This window comes from Leisingera sp. G5_S3_59_S7, from assembly GCF_054968485.1.
Window position 1 is genome coordinate 1 of record NZ_JBQKUH010000052.1, and the last position, 16,401, is coordinate 16,401.

14 protein-coding genes are annotated in these 16,401 nt (G+C 65.4%); 6 read left to right on the top strand and 8 right to left on the bottom strand.

The genetic code is table 11. The annotated features are described in order from the left end of the window. The 8 genes from ACTRWG_RS18125 to ACTRWG_RS18160 form a co-directional block, all read right to left on the bottom strand. A partial coding sequence (locus ACTRWG_RS18125) for a xanthine dehydrogenase family protein molybdopterin-binding subunit (protein ID WP_462829749.1) occupies positions 1 to 2,334 on the bottom strand: 2,334 nt, incomplete at its 3' end. Between the two features lie 101 nt (positions 2,335 to 2,435). Next, positions 2,436 to 2,921, bottom strand: a complete 486-nt coding sequence (locus ACTRWG_RS18130) for a (2Fe-2S)-binding protein (RefSeq protein ID WP_027237161.1) — start codon at positions 2,919 to 2,921, stop codon at positions 2,436 to 2,438. A 163-nt stretch (positions 2,922 to 3,084) separates the two neighbouring features. Further along, a complete protein-coding gene (locus tag ACTRWG_RS18135; protein ID WP_027237160.1) occupies positions 3,085 to 4,086 on the bottom strand; it encodes a molybdopterin-binding protein in 1,002 nt (333 codons plus the stop codon). Further along, entirely contained in the window at positions 4,083 to 5,063 is a 981-nt protein-coding gene (locus ACTRWG_RS18140) for an XdhC family protein (RefSeq protein WP_027237159.1), read from the bottom strand. The genes ACTRWG_RS18135 and ACTRWG_RS18140 overlap by 4 nt, the downstream gene beginning before the upstream one ends. 147 nt (positions 5,064 to 5,210) lie before the next feature. Next, positions 5,211 to 5,801, bottom strand: a complete 591-nt coding sequence (locus ACTRWG_RS18145) for a DUF6691 family protein (RefSeq protein ID WP_027237158.1) — start codon at positions 5,799 to 5,801, stop codon at positions 5,211 to 5,213. Between the two features lie 3 nt (positions 5,802 to 5,804). Beyond that, entirely contained in the window at positions 5,805 to 6,356 is a 552-nt protein-coding gene (locus tag ACTRWG_RS18150; protein ID WP_027237157.1) for a YeeE/YedE thiosulfate transporter family protein, read from the bottom strand. 96 nt (positions 6,357 to 6,452) lie between these two features. Beyond that, on the bottom strand, positions 6,453 to 7,718 hold the full coding sequence (locus tag ACTRWG_RS18155) for a vWA domain-containing protein (protein WP_027237156.1): 1,266 nt from the start codon (positions 7,716 to 7,718) through the stop codon (positions 6,453 to 6,455). A 61-nt stretch (positions 7,719 to 7,779) separates the two neighbouring features. Then, positions 7,780 to 8,688: an AAA family ATPase gene (locus tag ACTRWG_RS18160; RefSeq protein ID WP_027237155.1), complete on the bottom strand. Its 909-nt coding sequence runs from the start codon at positions 8,686 to 8,688 to the stop codon at positions 7,780 to 7,782. Between the two features lie 275 nt (positions 8,689 to 8,963). Here ACTRWG_RS18160 and ACTRWG_RS18165 point away from each other — a divergent pair, with 275 nt between their 5' ends. The 6 genes from ACTRWG_RS18165 (at position 8,964) to ACTRWG_RS18190 (ending at position 16,397) form a co-directional block, all read left to right on the top strand. Further along, a complete protein-coding gene (locus ACTRWG_RS18165; RefSeq protein ID WP_027237154.1) occupies positions 8,964 to 10,028 on the top strand; it encodes a glycosyltransferase family 2 protein in 1,065 nt (354 codons plus the stop codon). A gap of 151 nt (positions 10,029 to 10,179) precedes the next feature. After that, entirely contained in the window at positions 10,180 to 11,136 is a 957-nt protein-coding gene (locus ACTRWG_RS18170) for a hypothetical protein (RefSeq protein WP_027237153.1), read from the top strand. A gap of 65 nt (positions 11,137 to 11,201) precedes the next feature. Further along, positions 11,202 to 12,242, top strand: coding sequence for a dihydroorotase (gene pyrC / locus ACTRWG_RS18175; protein ID WP_462829750.1), 1,041 nt, complete (start codon positions 11,202 to 11,204; stop codon positions 12,240 to 12,242). Between the two features lie 132 nt (positions 12,243 to 12,374). After that, on the top strand, positions 12,375 to 13,733 hold the full coding sequence (locus tag ACTRWG_RS18180; protein WP_462829751.1) for a calcium-binding protein: 1,359 nt from the start codon (positions 12,375 to 12,377) through the stop codon (positions 13,731 to 13,733). Between the two features lie 128 nt (positions 13,734 to 13,861). Next, positions 13,862 to 14,539 (top strand): orotate phosphoribosyltransferase, encoded by a 678-nt coding sequence (locus tag ACTRWG_RS18185; protein ID WP_259970362.1) that lies wholly within the window; start codon positions 13,862 to 13,864, stop codon positions 14,537 to 14,539. 334 nt (positions 14,540 to 14,873) lie between these two features. Beyond that, entirely contained in the window at positions 14,874 to 16,397 is a 1,524-nt protein-coding gene (locus tag ACTRWG_RS18190) for a replicative DNA helicase (RefSeq protein ID WP_259956753.1), read from the top strand. Positions 16,398 to 16,401 lie beyond the last annotated feature (4 nt).

Consider the following 16,401-nt stretch of genomic DNA (forward strand, 5'->3'; position numbering starts at 1 on the left):
CATGTCAATGTGGGTCACGTTCTTGCCGCCCGACTGCAGCGCGTCGATCACTGCGTTGACCACCGCAGGCGGCGAGCCAATGGCGCCTGCCTCGCCGCAGCCCTTCACCCCCAGCGGGTTGTGGGTGCAGGGCGTCTGGCAGGAATGATCCACCTGGTAGAACGGCACGTCATCGGCACGCGGCATCGCATAGTCCATGTAGGAGGCCGACAGCAGCTGGCCGTCCTCGTCATAGGCTGCGTTTTCCAACAGCGCCTGGCCAATGCCCTGCCCCAGCCCGCCATGGACCTGGCCGTCGACGATCATCGGGTTGATGATGTTGCCGAAATCATCGGCGGCTGCGAACCGTTCAATGGTGACCTTGCCGGTGTCGGGGTCCACCTCCACCTCGCAGGCGTACGCGCCGGCCGGATAGGTGAAGTTGGCCGGATCATAGAACGCGGTCTCCTCCAGCCCCGGCTCCAGCTCCTCCAGCGGGTAGTTGTGGGGGACATAGGCCGTCAGGCAGACATCGCCCCAGGCCACCGATTTGTCGGTGCCCGCAACGGTGAACTGGCCGTCCTTGAGTTCAATATCGGCGTCCGAGGCCTCCATCAGGTGGGCGGCGATTTTCTTGGCCTTGCTGATGATCTTCTCGGTCGCGCGCACCATGGCAGAGCCGCAGACCGCGATGGAGCGCGAGCCGTAGGTGCCCATGCCGAAGGGCACCCGCCCGGTGTCGCCATGCACGATGTCGACCATGCTCTCGTCGATGCCGATCATGTCGGCCACAACCTGCGGGAAGGAGGTTTCATGCCCCTGCCCGTGGGAATGCGCCCCGACCATCACGCTGATTGAACCGGTGGCATTCACCCGCACCGTTGCAGCATCATAAAGCCCCGCACGGGCCCCCAGCATGCCGACGATGTTGGAGGGCGCGATGCCGCAGGCCTCGATATAGCAGTTGACGCCGAAACCGCGCAGCTTGCCGTTCTTCTCGCTCTCCGCGCGCCGGGCGGCGAAACCTGCCACGTCGGCGACCTCCTCCAGCTTGTCCATGGTCGCCACGTAATCGCCGGTGTCATAGGTCAGCGCCACCGGGGTTTCATAGGGGAACTCGGTGATGAAGTTCTGACGGCGCAGCGCAATCGGGTCGGCGCCCAGTTCGCGCGCGGCCTTGTCGATGACGCGCTCCAGCTGATAGGTCGCCTCGGGCCGGCCCGCGCCGCGGTAGGCATCGACCGGCACGGTGTTGGTGAACACGGTCTTGACGTTCACCTGCACAATCGGCGTCTTGTAATTCCCCGCCATCAGCGTGCCGTGCAGGTAGCTGGGCACCGAGGTGGAGAAGGTCGAGAGATAGGCCCCCATATTGGCCATCGTATTGGTGCGCAGCGCAGTGAAATTGTTGTCTGCGTCCAGCGCCAGTTCGATCTTGGTCACATGGTCGCGGCCATGGGCGTCCGAGATGAACGCCTCGGACCGGGTCGAGGTCCATTTCACCGCCCGCCCGCAGGCTTTGGCGGCATGGGTGCAAAAGGCCTCTTCGGCATAGTGGAAGATCTTGGAGCCGAAGCCGCCACCCACATCCGGCGCCACCACCCGCACCTTGTGTTCCGGCAGGCCCAGCACGAAGGCGCACATCAGGAGGCGGATCACATGCGGGTTCTGGCTGGTGGTGTGGAGCGTGTATTCGTCCGTGCCGCGGCTGTAGTCGCCGATCGCCACGCGCGGCTCCATCGGGTTGGCGACCAGGCGGTTGTTGACAAGCTCCAGCGTGGTCACATGCGCGGCGCTGTCAAAGGCTGCCTGCACCGCGTCGTCGTCGTCATTGCCGAACACCCAGTCATAACAGAGGTTTGAGGTCAGATCCTCATGCACCTTGGTGGCATCCTCGGCCAAGGCCGCCGCCATGTTGACCACGGCGGGCTTGTCGCTGAGGTCCAGCTCAATCGCTTCCGCCGCATCGCGGGCCTGTTCCAGCGTGTCGGCAACCACGGCGGCGACGATCTCGCCCACGTGGCGGATGGTGCCGTCTGCGATGATCGGGTGGCGCGGCTCCTGCTGCGGGTTGCCGTGGCGGTCGGTCACGCCCCAGCCGCAGGGGATACCGCCGACCTCGGCGAAATCGGCGCCGGTGAAGATCTTCACCACGCCGGGCATTTCAGCCGCTGCAGATGTGTCGATGGAGTTGATGGTTGCATGGGCCACATCCGCGCGCAGGAAATGCACGTAGGCCTGGCCGTTCACGTTGATGTCGTCGGTATAGTTCCCGGCTCCTGTCAGGAACCGCACGTCCTCGCGCCGCTTGGGGCTGGCGCCGATGCCACCGCCGTTTGGATTGTCCTTGGGCATGTCTGGTCTTCCTCCCTGGAGGGTGCTGCCTAGCGGGGCGCACCTCTTTGTCAGTCACTCCTTGGTCAGCTCAGGCCGGGTGCCGGCCTGGGGTCGTCCTGTCATTCCGCCGCGATGGAGGACACATCCTGTCCCGAGGCCGCCATGATCGCCTTGACGATATTGTGGTAGCCGGTGCAGCGGCACAGGTTGCCCTCAAGGTAGTCGCGGATTTCCTGTTCGCTGGGCTTGGGGTTGTCCTGCAGCAGTGCCGCCGCCGACATCACCATGCCAGGCGTGCAGAAGCCGCATTGCAGACCATGATGGTCCTGGAACGCCTGCTGGATCGTGTTCAGCGAGCCGTCGGCGTTGGCCTGCCCTTCGATGGTGGCAACCTCCGCGCCTTCGGCTTCCAGCGCCAGCATTGTGCAGGCTTTTACCGCCTTGCCGTCCACATGCACAACGCAGGCGCCGCATTGGCTGGTGTCGCAGCCCACATGGGTGCCGGTCAGCCCCAGGCTGTCGCGCAGGAACGCGGACAGCAGCGTGCGCCCTTCAACCACGCCGCTGGCAGCCTTGCCGTTCACGGTCATTGAGACCTTGGCCATAGTACCCTCCCTTTAGCTCGTTCTTGTCTGGCTGAGGGGAGTTAAGCACGTGCCGCGCCATCCGCGAAGTGTTTTAACAGGGGGGCAAAGGGTAATTTCCGGGTCAGGAGGGTGCACCTATGGTTGTGACCTTGCGTCACAAATCCCGCGCTGCGCTGCGGCGTCAGCCTTCTGCGTCGCGGCGCGGCATCGGGCGGGTGGGGATTTCCTTCAGCAGGCCGCCAACACCCATGGCGGCGATATCGGCGGACCCGACAGGCAGGCCGCAGATCACCCGTTCCAGCACCCAGTCGGCGCCGTTGAGGGCCGGAGACCGGGCGCAGCCCGGCAGGCCGATCACCACCCTGTCCTGATGTTTGCCCAGAAACAGCAGGTTGCCGGGGTCGACCGGCATGCCGAAACGGGTCACCGTGCCGCCTGCGGCGCGCAGCGCCTCGGGCGCCACGTCATGGGTGTCAGAGGTGGCGGAGCCGGTGAGGATCAGCACCAGCTGCCCCGGCGCCTGCGCGATGGCCTCTGCCAGCGCGTCCTGCTGGTGCGGGACCACCACCCGTGCCGACAGGCTGAGCCCCATCCGGTGCAGGCGGCCTGCCATCGCGGCGCGGCCCTTGTCCGGCGGGGTATCATCGCTCACCGTGGTTTCGATCAGCGTGGCGGAGGACAGCACCGGCGGCAGCACCCGGATCGCATCCGCGGCGCCCTCGCTGGCGCGGCGGATGGCGTCGGCGGATACCCCATAGGAGATGATCTTGATGGTCGCCAGCATGCCCCCCGCATCGGCCCGGTGATAGTCCGGCACGGTGGCAACGGTGATCATCGGGTCCACCGCGTTCACAGCCTCCAGCTTGTCCCGGTCCAGCCGCACCAGCCCGGCGCCTGTGGCATAAAGATTGACCCTGCCGGTGCCGGATCCGGAGATGCGGATGCCCTGCGCCGACGGATCCGCAACCAGCGCATGCGCGAGGGCTTCGGCAGCGGCGTCCTCATGCAGGTCGGCGGGGTCCAGCCGGGCGACGGTCAGCTCCGTGTAACCGGCGGCATCCAGATCATCGAGGTCCTCGGCGGTCAGCACCGTGCCTTTGGCCACCTTGCGCGATGCGCCCTGCAAGGAATGCGCAAGGATCGCGCCTTCGGCATCTTTCAAGGGGACCGGGCCGAACCTCATGGCTGTTTGCCGCGCAGGACGGCGGTCATTTCGGCCAGGATCGCAACGGCGATTTCCGCCGGACCGGCGGCGCCGATATCCAGGCCAATGGGGCCGTGGATGCGGCTGATCTGGTCTTCGGTGAATCCCGCCTGCTGCATCCGGGCGGCACGGGCGGCGTGAGTTTTTTTGGAGCCCAGCGCACCGATGTAGAACACCTCCGCTGCCAGCCCGGCCTGCAGCGCCGGATCGTCCAGCTTGGGGTCGTGGGTCAGCAGCACCAGCGCGGTGCGGGTGTCGAGGCCGAGTTTTCCGACGGCTTCGTCGGGCCAGTCGTCCATCAGGGTCTCGCCGGGGAAGCGTTCCGGTGAAGCGAAGGCCGCGCGCGGGTCGATGATCACCGGATCATAGCCCGCGATCCGCGCCATCGGCACCAGCGCCTGCGCGATGTGGACAGCGCCGACACAGACCAGCCGCAGCGGCGGGTTGTGGACGGCGACAAAGGTCTCCTCGTCGTCCTCCAGCCCGGAGCGGTCCATGCGCATCCGGTCCTTGTATTCCCCGCGCACAAGGCGGCGGGCGCCGGTTGTCAGGTTCACCTCATAGGCCACGGGCGCGCGGCTGGCGCGGGCGGCCGCCAGCTCCTCCAGCATGTCCTCGGGCAATGCAGGGCCAACGGGTTCCACCAGCACCTTGATGGTGCCGCCGCAGGCGAGGCCGACGGCAAAGGCGTCCTCGTCGCTGACGCCGAATTCCAAAAGCCGGTGTTTGCCGTCCGCCAGCGCCTCCTGCGCCTCCACCACAACCGCGCCTTCGACGCAGCCGCCGGAGACCGAGCCTTCGATCCTGCCATCGCCGGACACAGCCAGCTGCGCGCCGGTGCGGCGCGGGGCGGAGCCCCAGGTCTGCACCACGGTCGCAAGGGCCGCGCCTGCGCCGGACTTGTGCCAGTCCAGCGCGGTTTCCGGTGCGTTCTCAAACTGGGCGGTGTGCTGCATCTTGCGTCTCTCCCCGGACCGCCCGGGCGGCGGCTGCTTTTAAACCTCGGCGCTGGCACGTGAAGTTTCAAGCGCGAAGCAGCAGTCAGGCACAGGAATGCGCCCGCCATCCCCGGCGGGCGCCCCTTGCTGCTGCTCGCGCGCGGGTTATTCCGCAGGCTGCGCGGCCGCTTTCTGCGGCACCAGCCGGTCCGGCAGGGCAAAGGCCAAGGCGATGAACCCAAGACCCAGGATGATGCCCAGAAGGTCGCCGGGCAGCGCGGTCAGGCCGTCGTATTTGGCGCCGGGCACGGTGCCCAGGGTCACCTTGCCGCCCGCGAAACTGTCCAAGAGGCCGCTGGCCTTCCATGCCGGGTAGGTGACCATATAGGCCGCCGCGCCCAACAGGCCGCCCGCGATGAAGAACAGCGCATCCTTGCGGCCCGAGGCGGCGGCGACCACGCCGGTGCCGGGGCAGTAGCCCGCCAGCGCCCAGCCCGCGCCCAGCATCAACCCGCCGATGAAGACGCCGGCATAGGCGGCCTTGACCGACATGTGGCCGACATCGACCAGCCCCGCCATCTGGCCGCCGAACATCAGCACCGAGCCGGTGCCGATTGCCAGCAGGATGGCCTTGGCCAGGTTCAGATTGGTGAGGTTCAGCATCTTGCCGATGTAGTTGGGGTTGGACGCCCCGATCCGGTCCAGCACCGCGCCAAAGGCGGCGCCGATCACGATTGCCAGGAGAATGGTGGTCATGGCTCAGGCCTCCTTCTTGAACAGCATCAGCGAGACGGGAATGGCGGCAGCAAAGGCGCCGGCGGCAAAGATGTAGCCTGACAGTGCGGTCTGCATCATGCCGGACATCATGTGGCCGGAGGTGCAGCCGCCCGCCAGCCGCGCGCCATAAAGCACGATGAACCCGCCGAGAAAGGCCGCGGCATAGCGTTTCGCCGGGCTGTCCCCGAAATTGGCGCGCCACAGGGCATGCACGCTGCGCTCTACCCCGGTGATGCCGCCGCGCAGCTTGGCCGACAGCAGCCCGCCCAGCGCCATCGCCAGCACGAAGACAAAGCTGTAGTTCAGCGGATTGACGACGGACTTGGCGTATTTGCCGTCCGATTTTGCCAGATAGGCATTGCTGGAGGTGTACCCGCCGGCAGTCTCCGTCACCAGCTGCGGGTTGACCGCATCGGCAATGATGCCGTCGAGGATCACGAACTGGGTCGACACCCCGATGGGTTTGACCAGCAGCACCGCCAGAAAGAACACCAGCCCCAGCAGGAGGCCCCCGGCTTTCCAGTTGAGTGGCATGATTTCTCCTTTCGCACGTTACATTCTGTTTTCAGAATATATTAAGGCAATAGGAGACAAGTTGATTCAGATCAAGTCACATTCTGTTTTTGGAATTTAATTTCCGCCGGACCGCAGCAGCGCCATCAGCCGCGCCTTTTCGCCCGTGTCTGAAGGGCTGGAGATCACCTGGGCCAGCTCCTCCAGCGAGGCAATGGAGTGGCCCGCGCGGAAGCTGTCGGTATAGGGCAGCATGGCGCGGATGCCCTGCGCCTTGGGGGCAAAGCCGTCCCAGCGCAGCAAGGGGTTCAGCCAGATCAGGCGGCGCGACGACAGCTGCAGCCGCTGCATCTCGCGCGCCAGCACCTCCGGATCGCCGCGGTCCAGCCCGTCGGTGACCAAGAGCACCACCGCCCCCTGCCCCATCACCCGCCGCGACCAGTCGCGGTTGAAGGCGTGCAGGCAGCCGCCGATGCGGGTGCCGCCCTCCCAGTCCTGCGCCTCTGCCCCTGCCGCCGCCAGCGCCGCGTCGACGTCGCGCTGGTGCAGGTGGCGGGTGATATTGGTGAGGCGGGTGCCGAAGGTGAAGCCATGCACCCTGGCCCAGCCTGCGCCCTTGGCGTTGGCGGCGGCGTGCAGGAAATGCAGGATGATGCGGCTGTACTGGCTCATCGAGCCGGAGATGTCGCAGAGCACCACCAGGTTGGGCCAGCGGATGCGGCGCTTGGCGCGGGCGATGGTTTGCAGATCGCCGCCTTGGCGTGCGGCTTTGCGCAGGGTGCGGCGCCAGTCGGCCCGGCGGCCCTGTGGCGAGGCCATCAGGCGGCGGGACTGGATCGGCGTCACCGGCAGCTGCAGCTGGGCAAGAATGCGTTTGGCGGCGGCAACCTCCTCCGTGCTCATCTGTTCGAAATCCAGGGTTTTCAAGCGCTCCTCTGCCGAGGCGGTGCGGGCGGCGTCGATGTCGATTTCGGTGCCTTCCGGCTCCTCCGCCGGGGCATCGGGCTGATCGAGCATCCCGTCCAGCAACGCCTCGGCGGCGCGTTTTTCGGCGGGTTTGGCGGCGCGCTCCTGCTGCACGCCGCGGATTGCGGGCAGCATCGCGGCCATCATCTGCTCAAGGTATCTGGGGTCGCGCCAGAACAGGCGGAAGACCTGCGCAAACACCAGCCGCTGCTCCGGCTTGGTGACGAAACAGGCGTGCAGGGCCCAATAGAAATCCCCGCGGCTGGTGAAGCCCGCGGCGGCCACCGCCTGCACCGCGTCCAGCACCCGGCCCGGGCCGATCGGCAGCCCCGCCTTGCGCAGGGCGCGGGCGAAATGGGTGATGTTGCGGACCAGCTTGGGATCGTCCGGCAGGGACAGCGGCGGAGTGTCGGGCACTAGTGCGTTTCATGGGGGCTCTGCCCCCATACCCCCGGGATATTTTCAGCCAGAAGAAGCATCACGCCGCGTCCAGGCTGGCTTTGGCCTGGTCGAGGATGCGTTTCGCCTCGGAGCCCTGCAGGCGGGCGATGTCGTCCTGATATTTTAGGATGGCGCCGAGGGTGTCGGCGATCACCTCGGGGCTGAGGGCGATGACGTCGAGCGCCAAGAGGCAATTGGCCCAGTCGATGGTTTCTGCCACCCCCGGTTTCTTGAACAGATCTTCGGTGCGCAGGGCCTGCACGAAGGCGACAATCTCGCGGCTGAGCTGCTGGCTGGCCTCAGGCGCGCGGGCGTTCAGGATCTCCACCTCGCGGCTGAAATCAGGGTAGTCGACCCAATGGTAGAGGCAGCGGCGCTTCAGCGCGTCATGCACCTCCCGCGTGCGGTTGGAGGTGAGCACTACGATGGGCGGCTCCGGGGCGTGGATGGTGCCCAGTTCGGGGATCGTGACCTGGAAGTCGCTGAGCGCCTCCAGCAGGAAGGCCTCAAACGGTTCATCGGTGCGGTCAAGCTCGTCGATCAGCAGCACCGGCGCGCCGCGTTCATCCGGGCGCATCGCCTGCAGCAGCGGGCGTTCGATCAGGTAGTCGGCAGAGAACAGTTCGTTTTGCAGCGCGGCGCGGTCGGCAGCGCCCGCAGCCTCAGCGGTGCGGATGGCGACCATCTGGGCGGCGAAGTTCCATTCGCAGACAGCGCTGGCGGCATCCAGCCCCTCGTAGCATTGCAGCCGGATCAGGCGGCGGCCGAGGCCCGCGGCCAGCGCCTTGGCGATCTCCGTCTTGCCGGTGCCGGCCTCGCCCTCCAGGAACAGCGGGCGGCCCAGTTTCAGCGACAGGAACACCACCGTGGCCAGCGCCCGGCCGCAGACATAGCCCTGGCCGAAGAGAATCTGCTGGACCTGATCAATTGACTGCGCCTGCTGCATGCTGTGCCTCCCTTTGCCCCGCCCAACAGGCCACGCAGGGCGGCCCCGGTCAAGCCGCGCGGCGTGCAGACGCTGCGGCGGCGGCGGGCGGCGGCACCCGCGCAGGCCGCCGGAGAGTTGTAAATCCCGCCCGGGCAGGTAAAACTTCCAACCTGAGATGCGCTGACCCGGGCGCGGGTTACGAGGAGCGGGAAGCACGCCATGCGCAACGCGCCACACATGCCGTCCTGCCGCCCTGCCCCGGCCGCTGACTCCAGCCGGGGGGCCTGAGGCGGATGCGGGTTCTGGCCATCCTCTGCGTACGCAACGAAGCTGCCTTTCTGCTGGAATGGCTGGCCCATCACCGGGCGGCGGGTTTCACCGATTTCCTTGTCTTTTCCAACAACTGCCAGGATGGCACCGCCCGGATGCTGGACCGGCTGCAGGCGCTGGGGCAGCTGACCCACCTGCGCAACGATGGCCCGTATGACAAGGGCGGCATCCAGTTCACCGCGCTGAAGCAGGCGGACCGGCATCCGCTGATGAAACAGGCCGATTGGGTGCTGGTGCTGGATATCGACGAATTTGTCTGCATCAAGACCGGCGACGGCACGGTGGCGGATCTGCTGGCTGCGCTGCCGCAGGCGGATGCGGTGACGCTGACCTGGCGGCTGTTCGGCAATGCCGGCATCGTCCGGTATGAGGACGTGCCGGTCACCGAGCAATTCACCCGCTGTGCGCCGGAGGTGATCCATTGGCCCTGGCGGGCGGTGATGTTCAAGACGCTGTACCGCAATGACGGCACCTACCGCAAATGCGGCGTTCACCGCCCCCGCGATGCCAGGGATGCGGCGCGGCTGGACAGCTTCCGCTGGTTCGACTGCGAGGGGCGCGAGCTGGGCGCCGAGTTCAAGACCAAGCGGCTGTTTTCCAGCTACGGCCAGCCCAACGGGCGTCTGGCGCAGCTGAACCACTACCCGCTGGGTGCGATGGAAAGTTATGTGCTGAAGGCTGACCGCGGCCGCGTCAACCGGCAGGCGGAGCTGGGGATGGATTACTGGGTGGAGCGGAACTATTGCGGCGCCGAGGACACCGCCATCACCCGCTGCCGGGCGGCGCGGGCCGAGATTCAGGCCAGCCTGCTGAGCGACCCGGAACTGGCGCGGCTGCATGCCAAGGCGGTGGATTGGCGCCATGCCCGGTTTGCGGCACTGATGCAGCAGGAACCCAGCCGCGCGCTGTTTGCCCGGCTGCTGATGACGCCGCCCTCGCGCGCGCTCAGCCCGGCAGCGGCGGCGCTGCTGCGGGATTTTGCCGTTCAGGGGCAATCCGCAGGGCGGCGGCCGGAGGACGGCAGCTGAGCCTTTGGCGGCGCTGCTGAAGGCCGCCGAATGGACGCTGCAACGCCTTAAAGAGGCAAGAGTTTTTCCAAATTTGGCCTTAATTCACCCCTAACTGTTACTCCGAACAGCAGGCCCGGACCTTTCCTGAAGGGCGCGGAGGATAGCAGGCATGCAGGACGGACTTGAAAATCTGGATGAAGACCTTTCCGGGCTGAAGCCTGCAGAGTGGAAGGCCCGGATGGCGGCCCTGGCCGAAGAACATGGCATGTTCCAGCCGCTGGGCAGCCGGCATTTCGCGACCTTCATCGACCAGGGCAACACGCTGCTGGTGACGTTCGAGACCATGCAAGGCATCCACAACCTGTCCGATCTGGCGCAGCCGCTGGGGTTTGACCTGGTGAAGAACCTGGGCTGGTCGCATATGTGCGTGGTGTCCGACGGCGACACCTGGTTCCGCGACAGCGGCATCTACGGCTTTTTCGACCAGCTGATTGATGACGGGTTTTTCGACGAATTCGACAACGTGATCTTTTACGGCGCAGGGCCTTGCGGCTATGCGGCGGCGGCCTATTCGGTGGCGGCGCCCGGCGCTGTCGTTGTGGCGGTGCAGCCGCAGGCCACGCTGGACCCGCGGATGACAGAATGGGACGACCGGTTTGCCGAGATGCGCCGCCTGTCCTTCACCGATCGCTACGGCTATGCGCCGGATATGCTGGATGCGGCGGATCAGGCCTATGTGATCTATGATCCGCAGGAGCGGCTGGACGCGATGCACGCTTCGCTGTTTGCCCGCAAGAACGTGACCCGGCTGCGGGCGATGCATATGGGCGATGCGGTGCAGACGCGGCTGATCGAGATGGAGATGCTCTATCACATCCTGTCGCTGGCGGGCAGCCGCAAGCTCACCGGGGGCGCCTTTTACAAGCTGTTCCGCAGCCGCCGCAACAACTCCTTCTTCCTGCGCAACCTGCTGGGGCGGCTGGAGCGGGAGGACCGCCCTTACCTGATGGCGCTGATGTGCCGCAATGTGACGGAGCGGATGCGCGCGCCGCGGTTCCGCCGCCGCCTGCGGGAGCTGGAACAACGCGCCGAGGAGGGCGGGTTCACCTTCCCCCCCAAACGCTGACGCGGACTGTAAAAGCACGCAATCCGCCGCTTTGTTTCCGTGCGGTCATGTGCTAACGCGGGCGCATGACCGACACGCTGACCATCCCCCGCCCCGACGACTGGCACCTGCATCTGCGCGACGGCGCGATGCTGCAGGCCGTGCTGCCCGAAACCGCCCGCCACTTCGGCCGCGCCATCATCATGCCGAACCTGGTGCCGCCGGTGGTGACCGGGGATCAGGCCGCGGCTTACCGGGACCGCATCCTGGCGGCGCTGCCGGAGGGGATGGCGTTTGAACCCTTGATGACGCTTTACCTGACCGAGGACACCGATCCGGAAGATGTGGCCGCGGCCCATGCCAGCGGGCTGGTCAAGGCGGTGAAGCTGTACCCTGCCGGGGCGACCACCAACTCCGCCTCTGGCGTGCGCGATTTCGAGAAGGTGCGCCCGGTGCTGGAGAAAATGGCCGAGATCGGCCTGCCGCTGTGCACCCATGGCGAGGTCACCGACCACGATATCGACATTTTCGACCGCGAGGCGGTGTTCATCGACCGGGTGCTGGACCCGATCCGCAAGGCCACCCCGAGGCTGCGCGTTGTGATGGAGCATATCACCACCAAAAACGCCGCCGACTATGTCGCCAGCCAGGACAAGGACCTGGGCGCGACGATCACCACGCACCACCTGATCATCAACCGCAACCACATCCTGGTGGGCGGCATCAAGCCGCATTACTACTGCCTGCCGGTGGCCAAGCGCGAAGAGCACCGGCTGGCGCTGCGGGCGGCTGCAACCTCGGGCGACAAGCGCTATTTCCTGGGCACCGACTCTGCCCCGCACACCGACCCGAACAAGGAAAGCGCCTGCGGCTGCGCCGGCTGTTTCACCGCCACCAACACCATGTCCCTGCTGGCGCATGTGTTCGAGGAGGAAGGCGCGCTGGACAAGCTGGCGGGCTTTGCCTCCGAACATGGCCCGGCGTTCTATGGCCTGCCGGTGAGCGGCGGGAGCCTGACGCTGAGCAAGGGTGATGCGCCAGTAAAGTTCCCGGAGAAGATCGAGAGCGGCGACGGGCCTGTCACCGTGTTTGATCCGGGCTTTGACGTTTACTGGCGTGCCGAATAGCAACACTTGTTAACCAACAATAAAGTTTCTATCCCCTCCGCCTTGCCGGGAATCAGCAGCCCCCTTCAAGTATCGGGCTATTGATTTCCGCCAGCGGCGGCTGCTGGCGCAATACCGGTAAGGGGCAATGGTATGACAACTTTTACATTCAGTGGCGCACGGGTCGATTTTGTGGACGGCGAACCGTCGTCCGTCAGCAACGTCGACGTGCAGGTGGTGGTTCCGGACGCCAGTTCGACCTTCACCTATTCCATTAGCGGCCGTGACGACGACGGCGTCGCCTTTATCGACATGAATGACGATGTCCTTCAGGCGATTTCCGGCGGCGTTAATCTGAACAACCCTGATTTCAGCTTCCTCTCCGACGAAACCATATTGACGCAGGTCACCTGGTCCGGCGGCACCAGTGTGATCCTGGGGGTCACTTTTGAAACCGGCGATAACACTGACACAGAGTTCTATTTCGTGATTGACGGGGCGGCGCTGCCGCAAGTGAGTTCACCGGCGGATTGGAATGACTTCGACGATACAATCTCCGGCTTGTCCGACCCAGGCGGGGCGCTGGCGCCGGGCCAGGTCATAGCCTGGTCGTCGCTGGCCACCACCGGGTCCACAGAAGACGACGAGTTCTTCGGCACGGCGGGCCGCGACACGTTCAACGGCGGCGCCGGCGACGACTATTTCGTCAGCTCCGACGGGCGCGACACCTACAACGGCGGCAGCGGCGGCTTTGACCAGGTCGCGTTCACCGGGGACCCCAGCGGCGTCACCGCGCATCTGGGCAAGGGCACCGCGACGGACGGCTGGGGCAAGACCGACACGCTGAAAAGCATCGAGGCGCTGCGCGGCTCCGCCCATGACGACACGCTGACCGGCAACGGCAAGGCCAACTACTTCCGCGGCATCGAAGGCAACGACACCATCAACGGCGGCAAAGGCCAGGACGAGGTCCGCTATGACCGCGACGCGCGCTATGGCGGCGAGGACGGTGTGACGGTGAACCTGGCCAAGGGCTTTGCCATCGACGGGTTCGGCGACCGCGACACCCTGAAAAGCATCGAACGGGCGCGCGGCTCCGAAAGCGCAGACAAGCTCTTGGGCAATGGCGGCGATAACCGCCTGATGGGACTGGGCGGCAATGACACGCTGTCCGGCAAAGGCGGCGATGACCTGATCCTGGGCGGCGCCGGGCGCGACAAGATCCTGGGCGACGGCGGCAACGACGACCTGTTCGGCGAAGGCGGCGCCGACCGGTTCATCTTCAAGGGCGCCTTCGGCGAGGACACCGTGTCCGATTTCGAGACCGCGGGCCGGAAGGAAAAGATCGACCTGTCCGGTGTCAGCAACATCAAGTCGTTCCGCGATCTGAAGAACAACCACCTGTCCGAAAACGGCGATGGCGATGCTGTGATCAGCGACAACAACGGCAATTCGATCACGCTGGACGGGGTCGGAATTGCAGATCTGTCGGGCAACGACTTTATCTTCTGAACCGCATTTGAACCACGCTGCGGCCGGCCCCCGCGATCATTGGGGGCCGGCCCTTCGCCAGGGCTTCAAAACGGCAGCGTTCCGGTTTAAGGACAGCAAAACCGCCGCCGCAAAGGATGCCTGCCGCCATGATCCCCACTTCCTATCCGTCGAAAGAAGAAATCGCCCGCCTGTCGGCCCGGATGCTGCTGGAAACCGGCGCGGTGAACTTCAACACGGAAGAGCCCTATACCCTGGCCTCCGGCCTGCCGTCGCCAAGCTATATCGACTGCCGCAAGCTGATCTCCTTTCCGCGCATCCGCTCCACCCTGATGGATTTCATGGCGGTGACCGTGATGCGCAACGCGGGCTTTGAGGCGTTTGACAACATTGCCGGCGGCGAGACCGCGGGCATCCCCTTTGCCGCCCTGGTGGCGGAGCGGCTGGCGCTGCCGATGACCTATGTGCGCAAGAAGCCCAAAGGGTACGGCAAGAACGCCCGCATCGAAGGCGCGATGAGCGAGGGCGAGCGGGTGCTGCTGGTGGAGGACCTGACCACCGACGGCGGATCGAAACTGTCATTTGTCGATGCGATCCGCGAGACCGGCGCCACCTGCGGCCACACCGCGGTGATTTTCTATTACGGCATCTTCCCGGAAACCACCAAGACGCTGGGCGATCACGGGGTGGAGCTGCATTACCTGTGCACCTGGTGGGATGTTCTGGCCGAGGCGCGCGCACAGGGCGTGTTCAGCACCGGGACGCTGGATGAGGTGGAAACCTTCCTGAAGGACCCGCGCGCCTGGCAGGAAGCCCATAAAGCCTGAGGCGGACCAAGCGCTTGGCACGGCGGGCAGTTCGCCCGCCTCCCAAAGCCGGAAGCGGGGCGCGCGCAAATCCGCCTGACGCATGGTCATGCGTTACCGGGCGGGCTGTGGAAAAGCCCGCTTCGAATCGCTTTCCGCAAAGAGTGACAGGCAGATATAGGGGTCTACCCAGACCCTGCCGCATCATGTAGCTTACTTAGGACAGGCTTGCTGGCCCATTGCGGTAAACAGCCCACAGGCCCGGTGCGGATATCCACAAGGGATCCCCAGAGATTCCCAGATAGGCGAATGGCCCCGCGCACCGTATAAGGCGGCCGGAAAGACGAGAGCAGTGATGAACGAGATTACCCCTTTCGACGGCGACATGCCCCCTCCTGCCCCGATGCCCGACTCCGCCGCGGCGCCGGAGGCCGCGATGCCGGACAATGAGCTGCCGCATTCGGTAGAGGCGGAACAGCAGCTGCTGGGCGCGATTCTGACCAACAACGAGGTCTACGACAAGATCGCGCTGATCATCGATTCGTCGCATTTCTACGACCCCGTGCACGCCCGCATCTACGAGGTGGCCGCGGCGCGGATCTCCAAGAACGCGCTGGCCTCGCCGGTGACGCTGAAGGCGTTTCTGGAGGACCACGAGGGCCTGAAGGAGCTGGGCGGCCCGGCCTATCTGGCCAAGCTGGCAGGCGCGTCGATCTCGGCCTTTGCGGTGCGCGACTATGCGCAGATGATTTACGACCTGGCGATCCGGCGCGAGCTGATCGCCCTGGGCCAGAGCATTTCGGACAAGGCACGCCGCGTTGACGTGGCATCAGAACCTAAAGAGCAGATTGTTGAGGCAGAGCAGGCGCTTTACCAGCTGGCAGAGCAGGGCCAGACGGAAAGCGGCTTCAAATCTTTCCTGAAGGCCGTCACAGAAGCGGTCAATGTGACCAACGAGGCGTATCAGCGGGGTGGCGGCATGGCCGGCATCTCGACGGGCCTGATGGACCTCGACAAACAACTTGGCGGCCTGCATCCCTCGGACCTCCTCATCCTTGCGGGCCGCCCCTCTATGGGTAAGACGTCGCTGGCGACCAACATCGCCTTCAACGTCGCCAAGGCGTATAAACGCGGGGTGAAACCCGACGGCAGCGAAGGCGCGCTGGACGGCGGCGTCGTGGGCTTCTTCAGCCTCGAGATGAGTGCCGAGCAGCTGGCAGGCCGTATTCTGGCGGAAGCCTCGGAAATTTCCTCGCACAAGATCCGCCAGGGCGACATGACAGAGGACGAATTCCGCCGCTTTGTGCAGGCGGCGAAGGACCTGGAAAGCTGCCCGCTGTTCATTGATGACACGCCGGCGATCCCGATCTCGCAGCTGGCCGCGCGGGCGCGGCGCCTTAAGCGGACGCACGGGCTGGACCTTCTGGTGATCGACTATCTGCAGCTCTGCCGCGGCATGTCGGACAACCGTGTGAACGAGATCGCCGAAATCTCGATGGGGATGAAGGCGATTGCCAAGGAATTGAACATCCCGGTGATCGCGCTGTCGCAGCTGTCGCGTCAGGTGGAAAACCGCGAAGATAAACGCCCGCAGCTGTCGGACCTTCGTGAATCGGGCTCGATCGAACAAGACGCCGACGTGGTGATGTTCGTGTTCCGCGAGGAATACTACAAGGAGCGGGAAAAGCCCGGCGACCACGAGCTGGAGAAGATGGAAGAGTGGAAGCAGGCGATGGAACGGCTGCACGCCAAGGCGGAAGTCATCGTCGGCAAGCAGCGTCACGGCCCCATCGGTACGGTGGAGCTGTCGTTCGAGGCCCAGTTCACCCGCTTCGGCAACCTCGCCAAAGCCTGGCAGCAGGGCTACGAGGAACACTGATCCG